Origin of the sequence: Prevotella sp. CAG:255 (assembly GCF_000431195.1) — a bacterium.
GTDB classification, from domain to species: domain Bacteria; phylum Bacteroidota; class Bacteroidia; order Bacteroidales; family Bacteroidaceae; genus Prevotella; species Prevotella rara.
Genome location: NZ_HF986802.1, coordinates 59,749 through 80,402 on the forward strand (window position 1 = coordinate 59,749; position 20,654 = coordinate 80,402).

Annotated in this window: 14 protein-coding genes; 6 read left to right on the top strand and 8 right to left on the bottom strand. The window is 52.9% G+C overall.

Annotation, left to right across the window (positions count from 1 at the left end; genetic code table 11):
• Positions 1-97: 97 nt before the first annotated feature.
• The 3 genes from rd to QVO66_RS05850 are packed head-to-tail and all read right to left on the bottom strand — an operon-like array spanning position 98 to position 1,975.
• The gene (rd, locus tag QVO66_RS05840; protein ID WP_021854490.1) at positions 98-265 is read right to left on the bottom strand and encodes a rubredoxin; all 168 of its coding nucleotides are present in this window, start codon (positions 263-265) and stop codon (positions 98-100) included.
• Positions 266-308: 43 nt separating this feature from the next.
• Positions 309-1,367, bottom strand: coding sequence for a glycosyltransferase family 9 protein (locus QVO66_RS05845; RefSeq protein WP_021854491.1), 1,059 nt, complete (start codon positions 1,365-1,367; stop codon positions 309-311).
• Positions 1,364-1,975 (bottom strand): DUF4254 domain-containing protein, encoded by a 612-nt coding sequence (locus QVO66_RS05850; RefSeq protein ID WP_021854492.1) that lies wholly within the window; start codon positions 1,973-1,975, stop codon positions 1,364-1,366. The genes QVO66_RS05845 and QVO66_RS05850 overlap by 4 nt, the downstream gene beginning before the upstream one ends.
• Before the next feature lie 223 nt (positions 1,976-2,198).
• Here QVO66_RS05850 and pdxB point away from each other — a divergent pair, with 223 nt between their 5' ends.
• The 4 genes from pdxB to rnc all read left to right on the top strand — a co-directional run bounded on the left by pdxB (position 2,199) and on the right by rnc (position 6,462).
• Complete coding sequence (gene pdxB / locus QVO66_RS05855) at positions 2,199-3,236, top strand: 4-phosphoerythronate dehydrogenase PdxB (RefSeq protein ID WP_021854494.1); 1,038 nt, start codon at positions 2,199-2,201, stop codon at positions 3,234-3,236.
• 669 nt (positions 3,237-3,905) lie between these two features.
• Positions 3,906-4,142 carry an acyl carrier protein gene (locus QVO66_RS05860; RefSeq protein ID WP_021854495.1) on the top strand — a complete coding sequence of 79 codons (237 nt, stop codon included), beginning with the start codon at positions 3,906-3,908 and terminating at the stop codon, positions 4,140-4,142.
• Between the two features lie 21 nt (positions 4,143-4,163).
• Positions 4,164-5,426, top strand: a complete 1,263-nt coding sequence (gene fabF, locus QVO66_RS05865) for a beta-ketoacyl-ACP synthase II (protein WP_021854496.1) — start codon at positions 4,164-4,166, stop codon at positions 5,424-5,426.
• Entirely contained in the window at positions 5,419-6,462 is a 1,044-nt protein-coding gene (rnc, locus tag QVO66_RS05870) for a ribonuclease III (protein WP_053397666.1), read from the top strand. The genes fabF and rnc overlap by 8 nt, the downstream gene beginning before the upstream one ends.
• 91 nt (positions 6,463-6,553) lie before the next feature.
• Here rnc and QVO66_RS05875 read toward each other — a convergent pair whose 3' ends face one another.
• Together QVO66_RS05875 and QVO66_RS05880 are read right to left on the bottom strand one after the other, a co-directional pair.
• Complete coding sequence (locus QVO66_RS05875) at positions 6,554-7,216, bottom strand: HAD family hydrolase (RefSeq protein ID WP_288172660.1); 663 nt, start codon at positions 7,214-7,216, stop codon at positions 6,554-6,556.
• Positions 7,217-7,565: 349 nt separating this feature from the next.
• On the bottom strand, positions 7,566-8,603 hold the full coding sequence (locus QVO66_RS05880) for a hypothetical protein (protein WP_021854500.1): 1,038 nt from the start codon (positions 8,601-8,603) through the stop codon (positions 7,566-7,568).
• Between the two features lie 297 nt (positions 8,604-8,900).
• Between QVO66_RS05880 and QVO66_RS05885 the strand changes: the two genes are divergently transcribed.
• Entirely contained in the window at positions 8,901-12,593 is a 3,693-nt protein-coding gene (locus tag QVO66_RS05885) for a pectinesterase family protein (protein ID WP_021854502.1), read from the top strand.
• A gap of 437 nt (positions 12,594-13,030) precedes the next feature.
• Here QVO66_RS05885 and QVO66_RS05890 read toward each other — a convergent pair whose 3' ends face one another.
• Positions 13,031-15,418: a two-component regulator propeller domain-containing protein gene (locus QVO66_RS05890; protein ID WP_288172661.1), complete on the bottom strand. Its 2,388-nt coding sequence runs from the start codon at positions 15,416-15,418 to the stop codon at positions 13,031-13,033.
• Positions 15,419-15,622: 204 nt separating this feature from the next.
• Here QVO66_RS05890 and QVO66_RS05895 point away from each other — a divergent pair, with 204 nt between their 5' ends.
• Positions 15,623-18,253, top strand: coding sequence for a glycoside hydrolase family 95 protein (locus tag QVO66_RS05895; protein WP_021854504.1), 2,631 nt, complete (start codon positions 15,623-15,625; stop codon positions 18,251-18,253).
• Positions 18,254-18,405: 152 nt separating this feature from the next.
• On the opposite strand, the gene QVO66_RS05900 is transcribed toward QVO66_RS05895, so the two are convergent.
• Together QVO66_RS05900 and QVO66_RS05905 are read right to left on the bottom strand one after the other, a co-directional pair.
• Positions 18,406-19,866: a hypothetical protein gene (locus QVO66_RS05900; protein WP_021854505.1), complete on the bottom strand. Its 1,461-nt coding sequence runs from the start codon at positions 19,864-19,866 to the stop codon at positions 18,406-18,408.
• A gap of 55 nt (positions 19,867-19,921) precedes the next feature.
• Complete coding sequence (locus QVO66_RS05905) at positions 19,922-20,566, bottom strand: hypothetical protein (RefSeq protein WP_021854506.1); 645 nt, start codon at positions 20,564-20,566, stop codon at positions 19,922-19,924.
• Between the last annotated feature and the right edge of the window lie 88 nt (positions 20,567-20,654).

Sequence of the window (20,654 nt, forward strand, 5' to 3'; positions counted from 1 at the left end):
GCAACGCTTCTGCTGCCGCCGGGGCCGTGTCTTGAAACAAAAAAAGCGCGGAAAGCCTTAACAGATGCTTTCCGCGCTTTTTATATCCGACTGTGAATTAATCGTCTTCTTCTACTGAGAATTCGTCCTTACCAACTCCGCATAGAGGGCAAACCCAATCTTCTGGAAGGTCCTCAAATGCTGTTCCGGGCTGTATGCCGTTATCAGGATCGCCTACTTCGGGGTCATATACATAACCGCAAGTGTCACAAATGTACTTTTTCATAATGCTTACTTTTTAATTAATAAATTAGATATTAACTGATAGTTTATTTTCTGCCGCACATCACGAACTCAGCCCTTGCAGCTATCTGTTCGGGCGAAATGTTCTTGAGGCACGAGTAGTCGCCTCTGATGCAGGGCTTGTTTCCGAATATGCTGCATGGCCGGCAGGGCAGATCTATCTGCACCGCGTTCTCCATGCTCTGTCCCCAGCCCATGAATCCGGCAAAGGGATGCGTTGCGCCCCATACGCTGACCACCGGCGTGGCTGTAAGCGATGCCATGTGCATGTTGGCGCTGTCCATTGAAATCATGAGGTCGAGATGGCTCATCAGAACAAGTTCGAGACTTATGCCGTCGAGCTTTTCGGCCACGCTTTCACACTGTTTGTATTTTGAGCACCACTCACCAAAGTATTCGGTCTCGCGCTGTCCCTTGCCGAAGAGGAATATGCGGCAGTCGGGATGGCGCTCTGTCAGGAGCCTTATGACCTGCTCCATGAGCCGCGGAGGATACACTTTGCCCTCGTGGGCGGCAAACGGGGCTATGCCAATCCACTTCTCCGTGAACTCGCCGCTGCGCCTGATGCTCTCCGGCAGCAGGCCAATGTCGCCTCCGCCTTCGGGGAATATCGACTTGAAGTCGAGCTTTATGGGGTAGCCCAGGCGTGCAAGCACATCGGCATAGTTGCTGAACGGCGACGGCTGCTGCACGAGTTTCTTGTCCGACATGGCCACGAGCTGCCTGCGGCCGCTGCGGTGCTTGTCGATGTGAGCCACCTTATAGCGGTCTATGTTGAAGCGCATGCGCAGATAGTCGGAGCGCAGCACGCTGTGGAAGTCGGCTATGGCGGTGAAGTTCTTTGCCGTGAGTCGGCGGTAGAGAGCGTTGAGCCCTTTCACTCCGTCATACTCATCCTTGATGTCAGCCTCCATGAAGCTCACGTTGGACGGCATGCGCTCGAAGAACGGGCGCGCAAAGGGCTTGCTCAGCATGGTTATCCTCACGTCGGGATACTGCCTTGCGAGCGAATAGACCACGGGCACGGTCATGGCCACGTCTCCCATGGCCGAGAATCTCATTATGAGTATGTGCTCTGTCCTCATTTATTATTTTTGGCGTATAACACCGGGTTTGTGGCCGGGTCGTTATACATTTTCATCTGCTTGTAAACCTTCATGTACTTTCTGCCGGCCTCGATGTCGTCGAGCAGCTGGTCGATGGCTGTCCCGAGGTCAACCTGCTGCTGCATCAGCACATCCAGCTTGGCCCTGCACCTTTCGCGGTGTTCAGGGTCGGCGTCGGCGCGCTCTGTCTGCTCCTTCATGTGGTATATCTTCAGCGCGAGTATCGACAGGCGGTCGATGGCCCATGCGGGGCTCTCGGTGTTTATGCGTGCGTCGGGCATTACCTTCACGTCCTTATACTTGTCCCTGAGCCAACTGTCTATCTGCTCCACGAGGTCTGTGCGGTCCTGGTTGCTGCGGTCTATGCGGCGCTTCAGCAGCAGAGCCTCTGCCGGGTCAATCTGCGGGTCGCGTATGATATCCTCAAGGTGCCACTGCACGGTGTCTATCCAGCACTTCATATACAGGCTGTTCTCTATCGTGCCCTCTCCGTAGGGGTTGTTCACCTTGGTGTCAACGTCGTCGGCCTGGTGATAGTCGTTTATCGCCCGGCTGAAAATCTCGTTACAAAGTTCGGTAAATGCCATTTGCTCTTGTTTTAGTTAATACTTCTGCTGACGTGCCGCAGGCATAGCCGGCATGTCCGGCCGGAGCACTGACGGCGCTATTATATTAAATGCAAAGCTAATAAATTATTTTTAATCAGCCAACAAAACAGAATATTTTTCGTAACTTTGGACTTGTATTTGAACACCGGCGGCTGCACAACGCTATGGCTGCGTGCACCGCGGAGCATAAATCATTGTTATTATGAAAATTGTGATTGACGACAAGATTCCCTACATACGCGACGCCATAAGCCGCATAACAGGCGACGCCGTGTATCTGAAGGGGAGCGAGATAGGACCCGGCGACGTGCGCGACGCCGACGCCCTGATTGTCAGGACGCGCACCCGATGCGACGAGCAGCTGCTCAGCGGCAGCCGCGTAAGGTTCGTGGCAACGGCCACCATAGGCTTCGACCACATAGACGCAGCCTACTTGGAGCGCGCCGGGATAGAATGGATGAGCTGTCCGGGATGCAACTCTGCCTCAGTGGCCCAATATCTGCGCTCGGTGCTGATACTGCTCAAAAGAGATAAGGGCATGCGCCCCGAAAACTCAACGATAGGCATCGTGGGCTGCGGACACGTAGGGTCGAAGGTGGCGCAAGTGGCAGCCGGCATGGGCATGCGCGTGCTCGTGTGCGACCCGCCGCGGCAGGAACGGGGCGACGCAGGCACGTTTGTAGCGATGAAAGACATCGAGGAGCAGTGTGACGTGATAACATTCCACGTGCCGCTCGTAAAGGACGGCCCCCACCCCACGCTGCACATGGCCGACGCCGACTTCTTCGGTCGGCTGCAGCGCAGGCCTGTCATAATAAACACGAGCCGAGGAGCCGTGGTAGACAACGACGCGCTGCTCGACGCCCTTATATATAATAAGGTGAAAGATGCCGTGATAGACACCTGGGAACACGAGCCGCAGATAAGCCTCAGGCTCATGGACAGGGCATGGATAGCCACGCCTCACATAGCAGGCTACAGCGCCGACGGCAAGGCTAACGCCGACAACATGGTGATAAGCGGCCTATGCCGCCACTTCGGCATCAGCGTGCCGTGCATCATAAGTCCGCCCGAACTGCCTCAGGACTTCGTTGCTGCCGCCGACCCCGACGACCTGAGCCTGCAGCTCTACAATCCGCTCGACGACAGTTCGCGGCTGAAGGCATCGCCCGAAAGCTTCGAGGAGCTGCGCGGCAACTATCCGCTGCGGCGCGAGTCGGCCCCCGCAGGCAGGGCGTAATCATGCCTGCGGCACATGCACACAGCACAGCATAAACGGAAAACTGTCAGCAGGCATCATCCGGCTTTATCCGTAGTGTGCATCCACGCCCCAGCCGTCTTTCCGTGCTATATCGGCATATTTCCGCCCGTTTCTTCCTGACAAAGGCCTCTATGCCTGCGAAAAATCAAGCGGAAACAAGCCCGACATAAAGCAAAAAGCAGGCTGCATCACAACACCCGATATGCAGATAAGCGGCGCCAGCATGCCGGCATGAAGACCGACCACCATCCGCCTTGGCATACGCCCGGCAGGGCCGTCTTGCAAAACATGACCTTTTGCCTTCCAAAAGGCCACATTTCGTCCTCCAAAAGGGCACCTTTTAGCGTCTAAAAGGTGCCCTTTTGCAACCCTCTGTAATACAGGCATTTATGCCGCATGCCGCCGACTGGGCCGTAAGCAGTCTGTATACAACATGCCCGCTGTGTGCGCACAAAATTCAACAAAACCGACAAAATCAACACAAAAACGGTGTAAAAAGACAACAAAACTTGCACACTATAACGGCATGTGTGCAACTTTGGGCTCTTTTTTTGCAAAAATATTTGCACACTTAAATAAAAATTCGTTCCTTTGCACCGATTTTTGGAATTGGAATTTATTTATAAACATTTTTAAAACATTACAATCATGTCAGAAATTGAATCAAAAGTAAAAGCTATTATCGTTGACAAACTTGGTGTTGATGAAACAGAAGTAAAGCCTGAAGCAAGCTTCACAAACGACCTTGGTGCAGATTCTCTTGACACTGTAGAGCTCATCATGGAATTCGAGAAAGAATTCAACATCTCTATTCCTGACGACAAAGCAGAAACAATTGCCACTGTAGGTGACGCTATCAGCTACATCGAGGCTAACACCAAATAATAATTTCCGATAATTATTTAAATGGAATTAAAAAGAGTAGTAGTAACAGGACTGGGCGCTGTAACCCCGGTAGGTCTTTCAGCCGAGGAAACTTGGAACAACCTGCTGGCCGGAGTCAGTGGCGCAGCTCCTATTACGCTGTTTGACAGCTCCATGTACAAGACCCAGTTTGCATGCGAGGTGAAAGGCCTCAACATCAACGACTGGATCGACCGCAAGGAAGCGCGCAAGCTCGACCGCTACACACAGCTGGCCATGGTCAGCGCAATGCAGGCCGTTAAAGACAGCGCCATGGACCTGGAGACAGTAAACAAAAACCGCATCGGAGTAATCTTCGGCGTAGGCATCGGCGGTATCAAGACCTTCGAGGACGAAGTGTCTTACAACGCCCTGCACAAGGAGAACGGACCTAAGTTCAACCCGTTCTTCATCCCCAAGATGATCAGCGACATCGCTGCCGGCCAGATATCAATCCACTACGGATTCCACGGCCCCAACTATGCCACTACATCTGCCTGCGCATCTTCAACCAACGCCATCGCCGACGCCTTCAACCTTATCCGTCTGGGCAAGGCTGACGTCATCGTGAGCGGAGGTGCCGAAGCAGCTATCTGCGGATGCGGAGTTGGCGGTTTCAACGCCATGCACGCCCTTTCTACACGCAACGACGACCCGCAGAGGGCATCACGTCCGTTCAGCGCAAGCCGCGACGGATTCGTAATGGCCGAAGGCGCAGGATGCCTCATCCTTGAGGAGCTTGAGCACGCAAAGGCTCGCGGAGCTAAGATTTATGCAGAAATGGTGGGCGAAGGCGAAAGCGCAGACGCATACCACATAACAGCATCTCACCCCGAAGGACTCGGAGCAAAGCTCGTTATGCAGGCAGCGCTCGACGACGCCGGCATGAAACCGGAGGACATAGACTATATCAACGTTCACGGAACATCTACACACGTGGGCGACATTTCAGAGGCTAAGGCCATTAAGGAGGTATTCGGCGACGCAGCTTACAAGCTCAACATCAGCTCTACCAAGTCAATGACCGGACACCTGCTCGGAGCAGCAGGAGCCGTTGAGGCAATGGTAAGCGTTCTGTCTGTTCAGAACGACATCATACCGCCTACAATCAACCACGAAGAAGACGACAAGGACGAAGAAATAGACTATAATCTCAATTTCACATTCAACAAGGCACAGAAGCGCACCGTGCGCGCCGCTATGAGCAACACTTTCGGCTTTGGCGGACACAATGCCTGTGTTATCTTCAAGAAATATGATGATTAACAACTTTATTGATAAAATGAAGCTCCCTTTCCGCAAGGAAAAGGAGCTTTATTCTTCTTTATTCAACGTCATCGGCTTTTATCCCCACGACATCAGTCTCTACAAGCAGGCACTGCTCCACAAGAGCATAGCCAAGCGCAACGAGAAGGGACGGCCCGTCAACAACGAGCGGCTTGAGTTCCTGGGCGACGCCATTCTCGACGCCATTGTGGGCGACATCGTGTTCAGACACTTCGAAGGCAAGCGCGAAGGATTCCTTACCAACACCCGAAGCAAGATTGTGCAGCGAGAAACTCTCAACAAACTGGCACAGGAGATTGGCATCAGCCAGCTCATAATGTCAAACGGACATTCCTCGTCACACAACAGCTACATGGACGGAAACGCCTTCGAGGCACTCGTGGGAGCCATCTATCTCGACCGCGGATACGAAGCATGCATGCGCTTCATGAAGAAACGCATACTCTCACAGCTTATCAATCTCGACAAGGTGGCCTACAAGGAGGTCAACTTCAAGAGCAAGCTCATTGAATGGTGCCAGAAGAACCGCGTAAAGCTCGACTTCAAGCTCATAGAGCAGAAACGCGACGAGAACAACAACCCGATATTCGTTTATCAGGCCATCGTTGAAGGACTCGAGGGCGGTTCGGGCAAGGGATACTCCAAGAAGGAGAGCCAGCAGCTGGCAAGCAAGCAGACCCTGCAGAGCCTGAGGCGCAAGCCGCAGTTCATCGACGCCGTGTTTGCTGCCAAGGCCGACCGCACAAAGATGGAGGAAGAACCCGTAGTGGTGGTTCCGGACATCGAGCAGAAGGAAGACTTCATCATCACCGCCGGCGACAGCAAGCAGCCCGAAAAGGCAAAAAGCAGCGAGCCCGTGAGCGACGTAAAACCTGAACCTGAAGAGAAAAAGCAGGCCGGAAGCAGTGCTGACAGCGAGTTTGACCTGTCGGACATCACTGCCACTCCACGCCAGATGTCTAAAGAAGATATAATAGCGGCAGCCGAAGCAGCCGCATTTTCAGAACAAAGATAAAAGCACCGGCATAGCTCCCGCGCAGGGACACGTGCCGATGCTTTTATCTTGTTTTATTGTTTACCACACCACATGCAGCCTCACCGAGGCATCATCCGTTGATGTTCAAGATGCCGCAAAGCTGCGAAAAATCATCAATCACAAACTCGGCGCCACACTCCTCGAGCTCTTTGCGGCTGCCGTTGCCGTAAGTAACACCCACACCGCATACGCCGGCGCCATGAGCCATGCCTATGTCGAAGGCCGTATCGCCCACCACGACACACTCGTCGGGCCTCAGTCCGTGGTCCTCCATCGTGCGGACCACCATGTCTGGTGCAGGCTTGGCGTTGGGCACATCGCCCGCACCGAGCACGTAGGATATATATCCGCCAAGCTCCATGTCGGCCACAAAGCCCAGCAGCGACGCCCTCGAGCGGCTGCTCGCCAGCGTTATCATCCTGCCACTGCGGTGTATTGCGTCGAGCGTCTCGCGCACGTTAGGAAACAGGCTCACCACTCCCGGCTGGTTGTTCTCCTTGAATATCTCTCTGTACACCTCGGCACAGCGGTCGCCCATGGCGTCGTCCATGTCGATAATCCTCGTGAATGTCTCCTTCAGCGGCAGCCCAATCATCGACGCACACTCTTCTTCACTCCTCTCCGGCAGCCCCAACCGCCTTATAGTCTGCTGCATTGTGCGCACTATAAGACCGCGCGAATTGCCCACGGTGCCGTCAAAATCAAGTATCACTGCCTTAATGTTATCACTCAAAAACTTTCTGTCGTTCATAAAAAACAAAATAAATATATCGTTATAAACATACTGATCTACACTCTCACACGTCCCGACGGCTCTTCGCCCCATGTCAAGCCGCACTGCAAAAGGCCGTCTTTTACACCGCAAAAGGGCACATATCGCAGCATGAAAGCATAGCTTTTACAATGCAAAAGCATACATATTGCAACGCAAAAGCATAGCTTTTACAACGTGAAAGCATACGTATCGCAACGCAAAAGCATAGCTTTTACAACGTTAAAGCATACATACCGCTATGCGGAAGGATGCTTACAGAACTGTAAAACGGCTGACTCTGCCGTCCGGCAGAATACATGCCACAGCCCTAACGGATGCGGCGCAGGTCGGCAGTGTCCACCGGCACAACCGCGGCAACAGTCTTAAGCCTTGCGTATGCCACTGACATGAACATCAGTCCGCCGTAAGGATTGCCTGTGCCCCACGAGTTTTTGCATATAAAATAGCGGTCTCCCTTCCTGTCGCGGGCTATCCCTATCAGCTCCATGCAGTGGTCGTCGGTGGTGCGGAAGGTCTCGAACGACCGCTGACGCTCATCCTGCGACGCCATACTACGGTTGTCACGGAGACGTGCCACGCCACGTTCAAACGAGAATCCCGGTTCAGTTATGTCACCCTCCCAGCACACGCTGTGGCCACGGCGCAACGCACTCTCAATGCGGTTCATCATCGTGTCTATGGGCACATTGTAGAATTTGTCGCCGTAACGGTTGTCTGGCACGTCGAGCACCACGTCCTCATAAAACGGCATATGCGTAAAGCTGGTCAGCGCCTGATACTCATCGTCGCGGCACACGCTGCGCGCAAACTGCTGCGGAGTGTACTCAGCCCCGAGCATCCACACGTGCAGCGGCACGGGATTAATCACATCATCGAGCATGCTGTCGGTGCTCCTCATCAGCGCGTCGAGCCCCGTGCGCCTCCCTACGGCGTTGCGGCAGAGCGAGTCGAGCTTGCGGCAGAGCACGTTGAAGTTGCATTCAGAGCGGTAAGAGTCGTATGGCATCAGGCCCGAGTCAAGTATCATGTGTATCAGCCTGGGCGCCATGCCGCGCGTGGTGAAGCCCGACCGGCCTTGCGTAAGATAGCATCTCTCAGCCTGCCGGCGCATAAGGTTGCGCGCAACATAGGCAGCCGACAGATTGACCGAGTCGCCCTTCATCAGGCACTCGCTCTCTATGGTGGCCAGCATGGCATATACCCAGCAGAGCGAACTGTTCCCCTGGTCTTTCACAGGCGTGATCTTGTTCATCACCTCCACCCTGAACGCCTCCTTGTCCTCACTCTTCCTGCCGCACGAAAACAGCATGAACAGTACTGCCGACAGCAATATAATCTTGTTCATAAGCGCAAAGTTACTTAAAAACAACTATGCACGCAACCCTGCAACCATATTTTTTAACCTGCATCAGCCACGACAATCCTATATCATCTACAGCCGCAAGCCATAAGACAGGCAACGGCATGCACATGATGACAACAGCAAAAACAGCGGAAAACAATCCCAAACAGCCATAATATCGGACCAAACAAGGCTACAATATACGATTATCCACCCTTTCAGTATTATTTTGAACCACCATGAAGGGCATTATATCTACCTTTGAGCACTAAAAAAATATAATCAAATCAAAAATCTATCATGAAGCTAAAAGCATTATTATTATTTCTGTTTGTGCCGCTGATATGCAGCGCCACAGACATCAATGTAGACCCTTCTACGTTCAAGGCAACGTATGAAGGAGCAAAAGACGGTGACGTTCTGCTCATGGAAGAGGGAACATACACCGGAGACATCAATCTTCCAGACGGCAAGACTGTCACCCTGAAGGCTGCAGAAGGAGCCGAAGTGGTGTTCGGAGTAAAGTTCCGCGGAAGCGATGCGTCTGTAACCGGAGGCGGAATTATTATGGAGGGGCTCGTTATCAAACCCAACGACAGCTACTTCATGGACCTCACCTATGGTGACATAAAGACCATCACACTGCGCAACTGTGACCTGTCGGCCATCAACAGATGCTTCCTGCGCACCAACAACGAGGGGCATGTGATAGACAAGATTGAGATGGACAGATGTATAATACACGACTGCGGCGACGGAGGATACAACTTTATCTACCCGAAACACGGCGTAAGAGAGGTGAGCGTAACCAACTCAACACTATATAACTATAAAGGCGGAGAGAGCTTCTTCTCGCCCAACTCAATGAATGTAGACATCGACATGCTGTTCACATTCAGCAACAACACTGTCTACAAATGGTCGAAAGCATCAAAATATGCCATCTGCAACACTGGAAACAAAGTGGGACTGTTCTCTGAATACACATTCAGAAACAACATTATATACAAAGCCGGCGTTGACGGACAGGCGCCAAACATACTAAACACCACGGGCGGATATCTGCTGGCAGAGAAAAACCTGATAGCCGACTACGGAACATACAACCAGGCAAGCGCGGCCGACACAGAGATTTCGGACTATACGCTGGCCGACTTCGGACTGACGAACATACCTTTCCCTGACCCTGAAAACGGCGATTTCAGCATAACCTCAGAGTCGCCCATGGCTACGGCAGCTACAGACGGAGGCCCGATAGGCGACCCGAGATGGCTGAAGAACCTCACAAATGCCGTACACATGAACGTTACCAACAGCCCGGAAAACGCCGGAACGGTAACTCCGGCAAAGGCTGACTATGAGGCCGGAAGCGAAGTTACGATAACGGCAACGCCCAACTACGGATTCAGATTCAAGCAGTGGCAGGACAAAGACGGACAGATACTGTCGACAGAGAACCCATACACGTTCAACATTGAGAAGGACATGGACATCACAGCCGTGTATTCTTCGGTTGAGACATACACCCTCAACATAAACAAAAGCGGCGACGGAGCCAAATGGGGCAACGTGTCGCTCACGCCGGAACCCGTTGACGGTAAGTATGAAAGCGGAACAAGCGTTACGATGAAGGTGGTGCCAAACTCTGTAACGTCTTTCCTCTACTGGAACGACGGCAGCAGCGACGCGCAGAAGACTGTGGTGATGAACGGCGACAAGACGTTTACGGCTACGTTCGACGTGGTTCCGTTCATCGTAGGATGGGACTTCAGCGTAAGCGAGCCGCGCGGAAACCGCCCCGGCGACTACAGCTTCACGACAGACAACACAGGCAACCTTCAGCTGTATGAAGGCGACGGAAAGACAACCAACTGGGGCGCAAGCACACGCACCTTCGGCGGCATTGAGCGCAACTGCATACGCCGCTACACCGAAAGGGCCGACATGGACAACCCACGCTACCTTGTGGCTAAGTTTGTAGTGGACGGATATAAGAACATCAAGGTGCACTCACTGGCGGCTCTCGACAACGCCTGCGTGCACAAGATACAGAAGATGCAATACTCTACCGACGGCGTAAACTACACCGACCTCAGCTCTATCGACATGGGAAGCGGCACCGAGAGCAGCCAGTGGATGGTGCTTGAGGGCACACTGCCCGAAGGTCTCAGCGGACAGGTGTATGTGCGCTGGATAGGCGACACCGAAAGCGGACTGGCCGGCGAGCCGTCGGACAGCGACACAGAGGGATTCTATCTTGCCGACATAGTTGTATATGCCGACAACGAACAGAAGGACGACCATGAGGCACCGAAGCTTGTTGCCACATCGCCCGAGGCCGGCTCTGACGTTGCCTCAGCATCAGGCAACGTGGTGCTTCACTTCAACGAGAAGGTGAAAGCAGGCTCAGGCGACGTAACGATAAACGGAAAGGCCATGACACCTGTATTCGGAAGCAAGACAGCCACTTATGCCTATGCCGACATGGGATACGGCACTGAGTGTGAGGTGGTTGTACCCAAGGGCGCACTGACCGACCTCAACGGCAACGCCTTTGAAGGCACGACATTCAAGTTTACCACAATGCAGCGCCCGCAACCCGAGAAGAAAGTATTCGACGCCGTGGTGGCTGCCGACGGCTCGGGCGACTTCACTTCAGTTCAGGAGGCCATCGACGCCGCTCCTGACAACAGCAGCGTGCCTTACCTAATATTTGTTGAGAACGGAGAGTATGACGAACTCGTGCTGATACCTGAGAGCAAGCCTTTCATACACCTTATAGGACAGGACAAGGAGAAGACCGTGATAAAGCATACCATCAACAACGGAGGAAGCTCTGACGTAGGATACGAATGGTCTACGAACAATCCGCAGTCAGACAACTACGGCTACAGCAGCGTGGTTGAGGTGAATGCAAGCGACTTCTACACTGAGAACATAACCTTCTATAACAGCTGGGGCGTTGACAACCAGTCGGGACCGATGGGCCTGGCCATGTATTCGCGCAACGACCGCATGACGTTCTACAACTGCAAGTTCCGCTCTTATCAGGACACATGGCAGACTTCTTCAAGAAACATGGCCGACCGCCACTACGTGAAAGACTGCTGGATTGAGGGTGCGGTAGACTACTTCTACGGCGGAGGCGACGTCCTGCTCGAAGGCTGCACGCTATACAACGTCAGAAGCGGATCTGTGATCGTGGCACCATGCCATAAGGAAGGAACAAAGTTCGGATACGTGTTCAGCAACTGCACCATAGACGGCAACGAGCTTGCCAACGACAACAAGACGGCGCTGGGACGCCCGTGGCACAACGCTCCAAAGACCGTATGGCTCAACACTACAATGAAGATAGGCATAAAGCCTGAGGGCTGGAACAACATGGGAGCCATTCCGGCTCTGTTTGCCGAATACAACAGCATGGATGCCGACGGCAATCCTGTTGACCTGAGCAACAGACGCACCGAATATGAATATACTGACGGCGACACCGGACAGAAGGTTACGGGCACATGCAAGGCTACACTTACCGACGAGGAAGCTGCCGCATACACATACGAGGCCATAACAAGAGGCACTGACGGATGGAACCCGCGCAAGCTGATGGAGGCCGTGAGCGCTCCTGCCAACATGAGATACGACGCAGCAAGCAGCACGCTGAGCTGGGACGAGTCGGCATATGCTATATGCTACGTGGTAACTGACGCCGACGACAAGGTGGTAAGCATATCTACAGACACAAGCTTCAAGCCTGCCGAAGGCACCTGCGGCAAATTCACCGTAAAGGCTGTCAACGAATACGGAAGCCTGAGCGAAGGCACTACATACGAGACCACTACAGGCATAAACGGAACCGGAAGCGAGACAACCGTTAAGGAAGACATATACAACACATCGGGAATGAAGCTCGGATCGGCCGTAAAGGGCATCAACATCATACGCCGACAGATGGGCGACGGCACCGTGAAGGTGATAAAAATAATGAAATAACGCACTGAGCGCCGTAATAAAGCTGCGCCTATACTAAAACGGCCGGGGCATATCATCAATGAGATATGCTCCGGCGGTTTTTATTATCTTGACTTATGCATAACAAGGCTCTGACGTATCATAGCCTGCTATTCCGGCAAGAACGGCACGCCTGCACGACGCATGATGCAGGGCCACTCGGACGCAGCGGCTAACCAGCTGATTATCAGCATAATAAGAACGGCTTTACAAAAGGTGGCCTTTTAGCCGCCAAAAGGATACCTTTTACGATGCAAAAGGGCATATATTGCACGCTGAAAGGCCACCTTTTATCTCATCGGGAGAATTATGCTTTCAGCCGCAAGCATCAATCTGCCTGTAAGATTAAGACAGATGCGGCACTATGCCCTATCAGATTTTATAAGACCGGGGCATGCAACACGCCTTTCAGCCAGACGCTACGGCTCTGCCGTCTCGCCCCTCTTCATATATTCGGTAGGGCTGCAGCCCATTGTCTTCTTGAAGCAGCGGCTGAAGTATTTCGGGTCGGAGAATCCGCACTTGTAGGCCACCTCCGATATGCTCACGCCCGGATCTTTCATTAAAGCAAGAGCCTTCTTAATGCGTATCTCCTGTATAAAGTTGTTGGGCGACGAACCAAAAACCTTCTTCACCCTTACATAGAGCACAGTGCGGCTCATGCCCATGGCCTTGCAGAAGTCGTCTATCGACAGGTCAGAGTTGGCTATATTGTCATTGATAAATCCCATGGCCTTGTTTCTGAACAGGCTGTCTGTGGTTTCGGCGGCTGCATCCTCACCTTCGGCGACGTCCATGTCGCGCCTTTCTGTCAGAAGCTCATGCACCTTGTTCTTAAGATATTCAATCTTCTCATTAGTAACCGTGGTTATCTCGTTCACCTCCTTGCGCAGCCGGCTGATATATCTTGCCACCTTATATATAACTATCAGGGCTGCAAGCAGCGCCCCGCCAAACAGCATCCATGCCAGGGGCGTCTCCGTAAGTTCCGGGGTACGGTGTATCGTCACGGTACGTTCATTGTCAGTCCAGATGCCGTCGCCGTTGGTTGAGCGCACCCTGAAGGTGTGCGTTCCCGGCGGAATGCCCGCATAGCTTACCGAATGCGACTTGGTGTATATCCACTCGCCGTCCACTCCGTCCATGCGGTAGGCATACCATATATCCTCATTCTTATTATAGTCGAGCGCCGAAAACTCTATCGTAAAGTTCTTCTTGTCGGCCGGAAGCTCAACATAGTCGTCGCATCCGAACACAATACGCGGCACAAAATTGCTCTTGCCGACGTCAGACGGGCTGAAGCCGAACACGCCCTGAGTGGTTCCGAAGAGCATGTAGCCGTTGTCAAGACACAGCGGCATGGTCTCCATGAAGGCAAAACCCTCCCTGAAGAAGCCTCTCATATAGTTAATCATAACATCGCGGTTAGTGTCAAACAGCGTCAGACCGGCCTCTGACACTATCCACAGCTTGTCGCCACGCCATGCTGCCAACGACACATTGACATCCGAGGCAAGACCCTGAGCCGTGGTATAAGCCTTGAAACGTATGTTGTTGCTCAGCAGGTTGCGCGACAGAATCTTGTTGGTTCCGCCGCCATAAGTGGCCACATAAATCCTGCCTCTGCTGTCGCGTGCCAGCGCCATCACCTCATTGTTGCTCAGGCTCGACGGGTCATGAGGGTTTCTCACGTTTCGCCAGAACTTCAGCCGGCACAGCGGCTTGCCGTCAATCATGCACGTATACAGCCCGCTGCCGGTTCCGGCAAGCATCACTCCGCTACGTGTCATCATCAGACACCTCACCTTGAGCGCCCCGCGCGGATAGCCTGAAAGCACATTGTCCTTATTGATAAAACGCGGCATGTCGGCCTCCGGCCTCTCCACCACATTCAGTCCGCCGCCATAGGTGCCTATCCACAGGCGTCCGTATCTGTCCTCAGCCATGGCATACACAGAATTGCAGTTAATGCCAAAAGGCTTTCTGCCGCCGCTGACATAGCGGTCGAGCACCCATCCCTGCCCTTTTCTGCGCAGCCTGAACAGCCCGCCGGGCTTGGTGCCGAGCCATATCTGCCCGTGGCGGTCTTCATAAATACAATACACGTTATGGCCGAATACAGCCGCAGCAGGCGTAATCCTGCCGTCGGCAGACAGATATCTGACATTGCCCAGGTTGCGGTCGACAATCCTCACAAAGCCGTTCTTGTCGGCAATCCACACCCGTCCGGCCCTGTCCTGATGCAAGGCCCTGACCACTTCTTCGCCAAAATTGCTGAACTTCGTGTTCTTCAGAGGCTCCTTCACAAACGTAACCCTGTCTATGCCGCGGTTGGTGCGCACCCAATAGCCTCCCTGCCTGTCCTCGCACATCACCCTTGTCTCCAGGCCTTCATACTCTTTCAGAGAAGAGATGCGCCTCATCACATTCTCGTCGGCCACATAATATGAGCCTCCGGGCAGGTTCTTGCCCCTGTAAACCTCAAACTTGCCCGTCTTGCGGTTGAATACATAATACTTGCATCCCGCCAGGTTGAGGGTCCGATGTCCCGACATGCAGAGTATATTATTGTCTGGCAACTCCCAAATCTGGTCAATACGGTTCGACTCAAGAGGACAGCCGTCGCCGGGCTGAGCCTTGTAATTGACAAAGCTGTAGCCGTCGTAACGGCTCAGTCCGTCGCGCGAGCTCAGCCATATATACCCCTCCCGGTCCTGAATAATACACGTAACAATGTTGTGGTCGAGCCCGTCGTCATTGTCAAAATGTACAATACGCACGTCGGAAGCCGCACACAATAACGTCATAAACAAAAAACAAAAGATTGCCAGACTTGCTTTTCTCATAATATCATTATTCTACTGCAAAAGTAAGAAAAAAACATAAAATCCCCGTTTACGTCGTGACAAAAAGACTATTTTGAACCTTTTTAAAATATTTGTCCACCATAAGCATTGCCACAAACAATACCTTTGCATCGAACAAACAATCTATTTTAAAATCTATCAATAATGAAAAAACTATTAACAATCATCACAACGCTGGCAATGGCGCTCGGCTCTTATGCCGGAGAACCGCTGGAGCTATGGTACGACAAGCCTGCCGGCAACTGGAACGAAGCCCTGCCGCTCGGCAACGGACGCATAGCGGCAATGGTATACGGCAATCCCGTATGCGAGGAATATCAGCTCAACGAGGAGACTATATCAAAAGGCTCGCCCTACAAAAACTACAACGCTGAGACACCTAAGTATCTTGATAACCTGCGACAGCTGGTCTTCAGCGGCAAGAGCGACGAGGCACAGGCGCTGGCCGAGACACAAATTCTGGCCGACAGAGACTACGGATTCGGTGCATCATACCAGCCGGCAGGAAGTCTGCGCATCGAATACGACGGCCATAAAGACTACTCTTCGCTGCGCAGACAACTCAGCATAGACAACGCTGTGTCGACAGTAACCTACAGAGTGGGCGACGTAACTTACACGGAAGAGGCCTTCACGTCGTTCACCGACCAGATGCTCATCATCAGAGTCACGGCATCAAAGAAGGGCGCAATAAACCTGAAAGCAAGCCTGTTTTATCCTGACGGCGTGAAAGTTGACCGCTCTGTAAGCGGAAACACACTCGCACTGAGCGGAACCACGGCAAAAGCCGCAAACAACGTGCCCGGAAAACTGAACTTCATAGTCAATGCAAAAATTGACAACGAAGGCGGTGCAATGACACAGAACGACACCGCGCTGATTGTGAAAGACGCCGACGCCGTAACCTTCCACATAGCCATGGCAACCAATTTTGTGAACTATAAGGATATCTCGGCCGACCCTCAGAAGCGTATTGACGAATATATGAAGAATGCCGGACGCAACTATGAGACGGCAAAAGCCGAACATATAGAATACTATAAGGAACAGTTTGACAGAGTAAGCCTTGACCTCGGAGAGAACAGCAACCCGTCAAAGACTACAGACAAACGCATTGAAGACTTTGCTGAAGGCAACGACACACAGCTCGTAGAACTGTATTTCCAGTTCGGAAGATACCTGCTTATATGTTCATCACAGCCTGGATGCCAGCCCGCCAACCTGCAAGGCAAATGGAACGGCAGCACAAACCCTGCATGGAAATGCCGTTATACGGTGAACATTAACACAGAGATGAACTACTGGCCGGCCGAATCGACAAACCTGCCGGAACTTCACGAGCCGCTGATAAAGATGATAAAGGAACTCAGCGAGATAGGAGCCGAAACAGCAAAGAACATGTACGGATGCAACGGATGGATGCTTCATCACAACACAGACCTGTGGAGAATGACAGGAGCCGTGGACAAAGCCTACAGCGGAGTGTGGCCAACGGCCAACGCATGGTTCTGCCAGCACTTATGGAACAGATATCTTTACAGCGGAGACACCGACTATCTGAAAGAGGTTTATCCGCTAATGAAAGGAGCGTCAGAGTTCTTCCTCGACTTCATGGTAGAGGATCCCCGCGACAAATTCATGGTTGTCTGCCCGTCGGTTTCACCCGAAAACTCACCAAAAGCATATAAAGGACAGAACATCTTTGCAGGCATAACCATGGACAACGAGCTCGTAAGCGACCTGCTGACCAACACCGCAAAGGCTGCCGAGACGCTTGCCACTGACGAAGACTTCGCAAAATCGCTGCTGAGCCTGCGTGACAAGATGCTGCCACTGCGCATAGGACAATACGGACAGCTGCAGGAATGGCGCGACGACTGGGACAATCCTGACGACCATCACCGCCACGTGTCACACCTGTGGGCACTGTATCCCGGCACGGCAATATCTCCCTACCGCACACCGGCTGCGTTCAGAGCATCAAAGGTGTCGCTGATGTACCGCGGAGACGAGTCGACAGGATGGAGCATGGGATGGAAAGTTTGTCTTTGGGCAAGATGTCTTGACGGCAAGCATGCTTACAAGCTGATTAAAGACCAGCTGTCGCTTGTGCCGGCAGACAGGACCGAAGGACAGGACGGAGGCACTTATCCAAACATGTTCGATGCACATCCGCCATTCCAGATTGACGGCAACTTCGGCTGTACGGCGGGCATTGCAGAGATGCTTATGCAAAGCCACGACGGCTTTATAAACCTAATGCCGGCTGTTCCTGACGAATGGGCCGACGGCGAAATTAAGGGTCTGAGAGCCATAGGCGGCTTCGTGCTTGAGGACATGGTGTGGAAAGACGGCAAGCTGATGAGTGCCCGTCTGCGCTCAACGCTCGGCGGAAACCTCAGACTAAGGGTGCCCGTAAAGATCAAGTCGGACACACATGAGGTGAAAGAGGCTGAAGGCGAAAACCCCAATCCGCTGTTCTACACCTACTCTATGCCTGTAAAGAAGATATCAGGAGACGAATATGTTGACGTTGACAACTCGAGCGTGAACAACAGGCTGCCCGAGACTTGGCTCTATGACATAGAGACCAAGGCTGGAGACGTGGTCTACATAACAAACGAAAGCTCGGCTTCGGGCATTGACCAGACGTTGACCAACAACGGCAGCAACGGCAGCATATACGACATTTCGGGCAGAAAGGTTGACAGTCCGGAGCGTGGAATATTCATAAAAAACGGCAAGGCTTTTATTAAAAAGATAGCGGAGCTATAAATCACAGCAAGACATCCGTACTTGCTTCATCATTAATTCTGTTAAATTAAGCAAGAGAGGCTGTCAGGGATTACACCCGAGACAGCCTCTTCTGTTTATTTGTTACGCCAGCACGGCAGCCATGTGCCGCAGCCTGACAACAAGACGTATGCCTACATGATATCGTCCTTGAACGTTATCTGCGGGCTGTTCATCATGTAGCAGTCGTCGCTGCTGCCCTCAATACGCCTAATCTGAGTGACCGTCCACGACTTTCTGCCCTTGTTCCATACCAGCAGTGCAGAGTATTTGTTTTCGGTTCTGCCGCACTGATACTTTATCCTTACGCTGCCGTTTGCCTGTATCTGTGCGTCATAGATGAAGTCGTTGTCGATGTAGCTGCCCATGTTGTACGACAAGGTTATGCAGCCGTAGCCCAGCTTCACGTTGCCGTAGCCGTCGTCGTATGACTGCTTGAAGTAGAAGTTCAGGGGCACGGGCCTCACCTCGTTGCCCGTAGAGAACATGCCGTAATAGCGTGTGTCTATGGGATTCAGCTTATAGATGGCGGTGTTGGTCATAAGTTTGTATGACTGCGAACGCACCTCAACGCTTCCGCAGAGATGGTAAGTGGAGGCACGGCCTGTTGGGCCGAGATGTATTTCAGAGTAGTGAATCTGCCTGACATCGGTGTCGAGCGGTATGCTGTAAAGGCCGACGCAGGTGTCAGAGTGCTTCACCACGGCGACGATTCCCTCGTTGATGTATCCCGGTCCTTCCATGGTTATAAATCCGTGATATGTGGCATTATAATATTTGTATGCCTTCTTCATCGAGTTGAGCTTTATCATCAGTCCGTCGTTGCCTATCCATCTGCCTGTCAGCGTGCCGCTGCTTGCCTTCGGCAGCATTATGTTTCCGTCGGCGTCGGTAGCGGGCTTGTAGGCAGGCGTGCCGTCGGTGGGCAGTGTGGTCTGCCCTTTGTCCACGGCTGATGCCGACGTCTCTCCGCCCTTCGGGCCGTTGGCGGTCTGTCCTGTAGCGGGCGTGCCTGTGGCAGGCGTGCCGCCTCCTTGCTGCGGTTTGTCGTTTCCGGCTGCCAGATATGTCCTGGCTGCGGTCTGCCCGGGCTGCCTTACGAACACCAGCTTGTCGGGACCTATGCTCTTGTCGAAGGTGCCAAGGCCCGTGAACCACAACGTGCCGTCGGCTGCAATGGTCATCGTGCAGGTGCCGGTCTTGCCCATGTCGCTTGCCCACTTAAGCCTGTAGCCGCCCTGCACGGGCTCGGGGTCGGTCAGCATCAGGGTTTCGGTGTTGCTGATAAGTATCTTGCTGCGATACTTGATGAAGCCCGTGGCTTTCTTTCCGGCAAAATAGCGTGAGGGCTTCTTCATGAAGTCTGAAGGCAAAAGACTGAAGTTGTGCGTGGCGCCCTTGACGAATGTCTGCGAAAAATCGGGCACGGCGGGCTCCTTTATGTTTATCTCCATGTAGCCTTGGCGGGTTAGCCCGTCCACCTTGTCGGCTGCCTCATACACTCCGCAGGGCTCCTGCACCTGCGCTCCTGCCGCAAGCACACACGCCACCTGCAGCATAACGTTGATCAACGTTGTCCTGATTGTCATTCTCATTTCTTCAATTAGTATTTATATCTGAATATTAGCGATTGCTCCGTATGCATCGTTTTCAGCCGAAATATGCCTTCAGCTGCGCTGCCAGCGACGACAGCTCTTCGGGGTTGCCGTTGCCGTAGCGCTGCCATACGCGGCGGCACTCGTCGGTGAGCGGCGACGGCTGGGCCTTGCTGCGGTTGAGATAAGGGTCGAAGGTCTGAAACGTCTCCATCACCTCCACCACCACGTCGGCCTTTATGCCCATGAGCTTCGACAGCTCGGCTATCTCGGGCGTGTTGCACATCATCGTGGCAGGCGTCAGGCGGAAGTACTGGTCGAGTATTATTATAAGCATCATCGGCATGAGCTGGCCGCATGAGGGCATGGGCCTGAAGTCGCGCTCGAACGACTCGTGCATGGCCACTCCGTCGTAGAACAGGGCTGCGTTGCTGAATCCTGCCATGCTCCTCAGCACTTTCACGTCGCGCGACAGGCGCCTGGGGTTATCGCCGTATGTGGCCCAGAGTCGCCCGAGCCGGGGCGTGGCGGCACGGCGCAGACTGAACATCTGCTCGTAAAGATAGTGTGGAGGTATGTGCAGCTCGAGGCTCAGCTCTACCATTCCGCGCGAGTAGAGGGGCTTTATGCCTGCCGGCTTGCGCTGATAGAGCTGCATGAGCAGCAGCCAGTATTCATCAGACCATAGTGGATGACTCATAAGTTATGCTTGTTATGTGTGTAAGGTATGTTTCTGCAAATATATGATTTTTTTCTGAAAACCGGCAATGTCGGGCCGTTTATTTTGC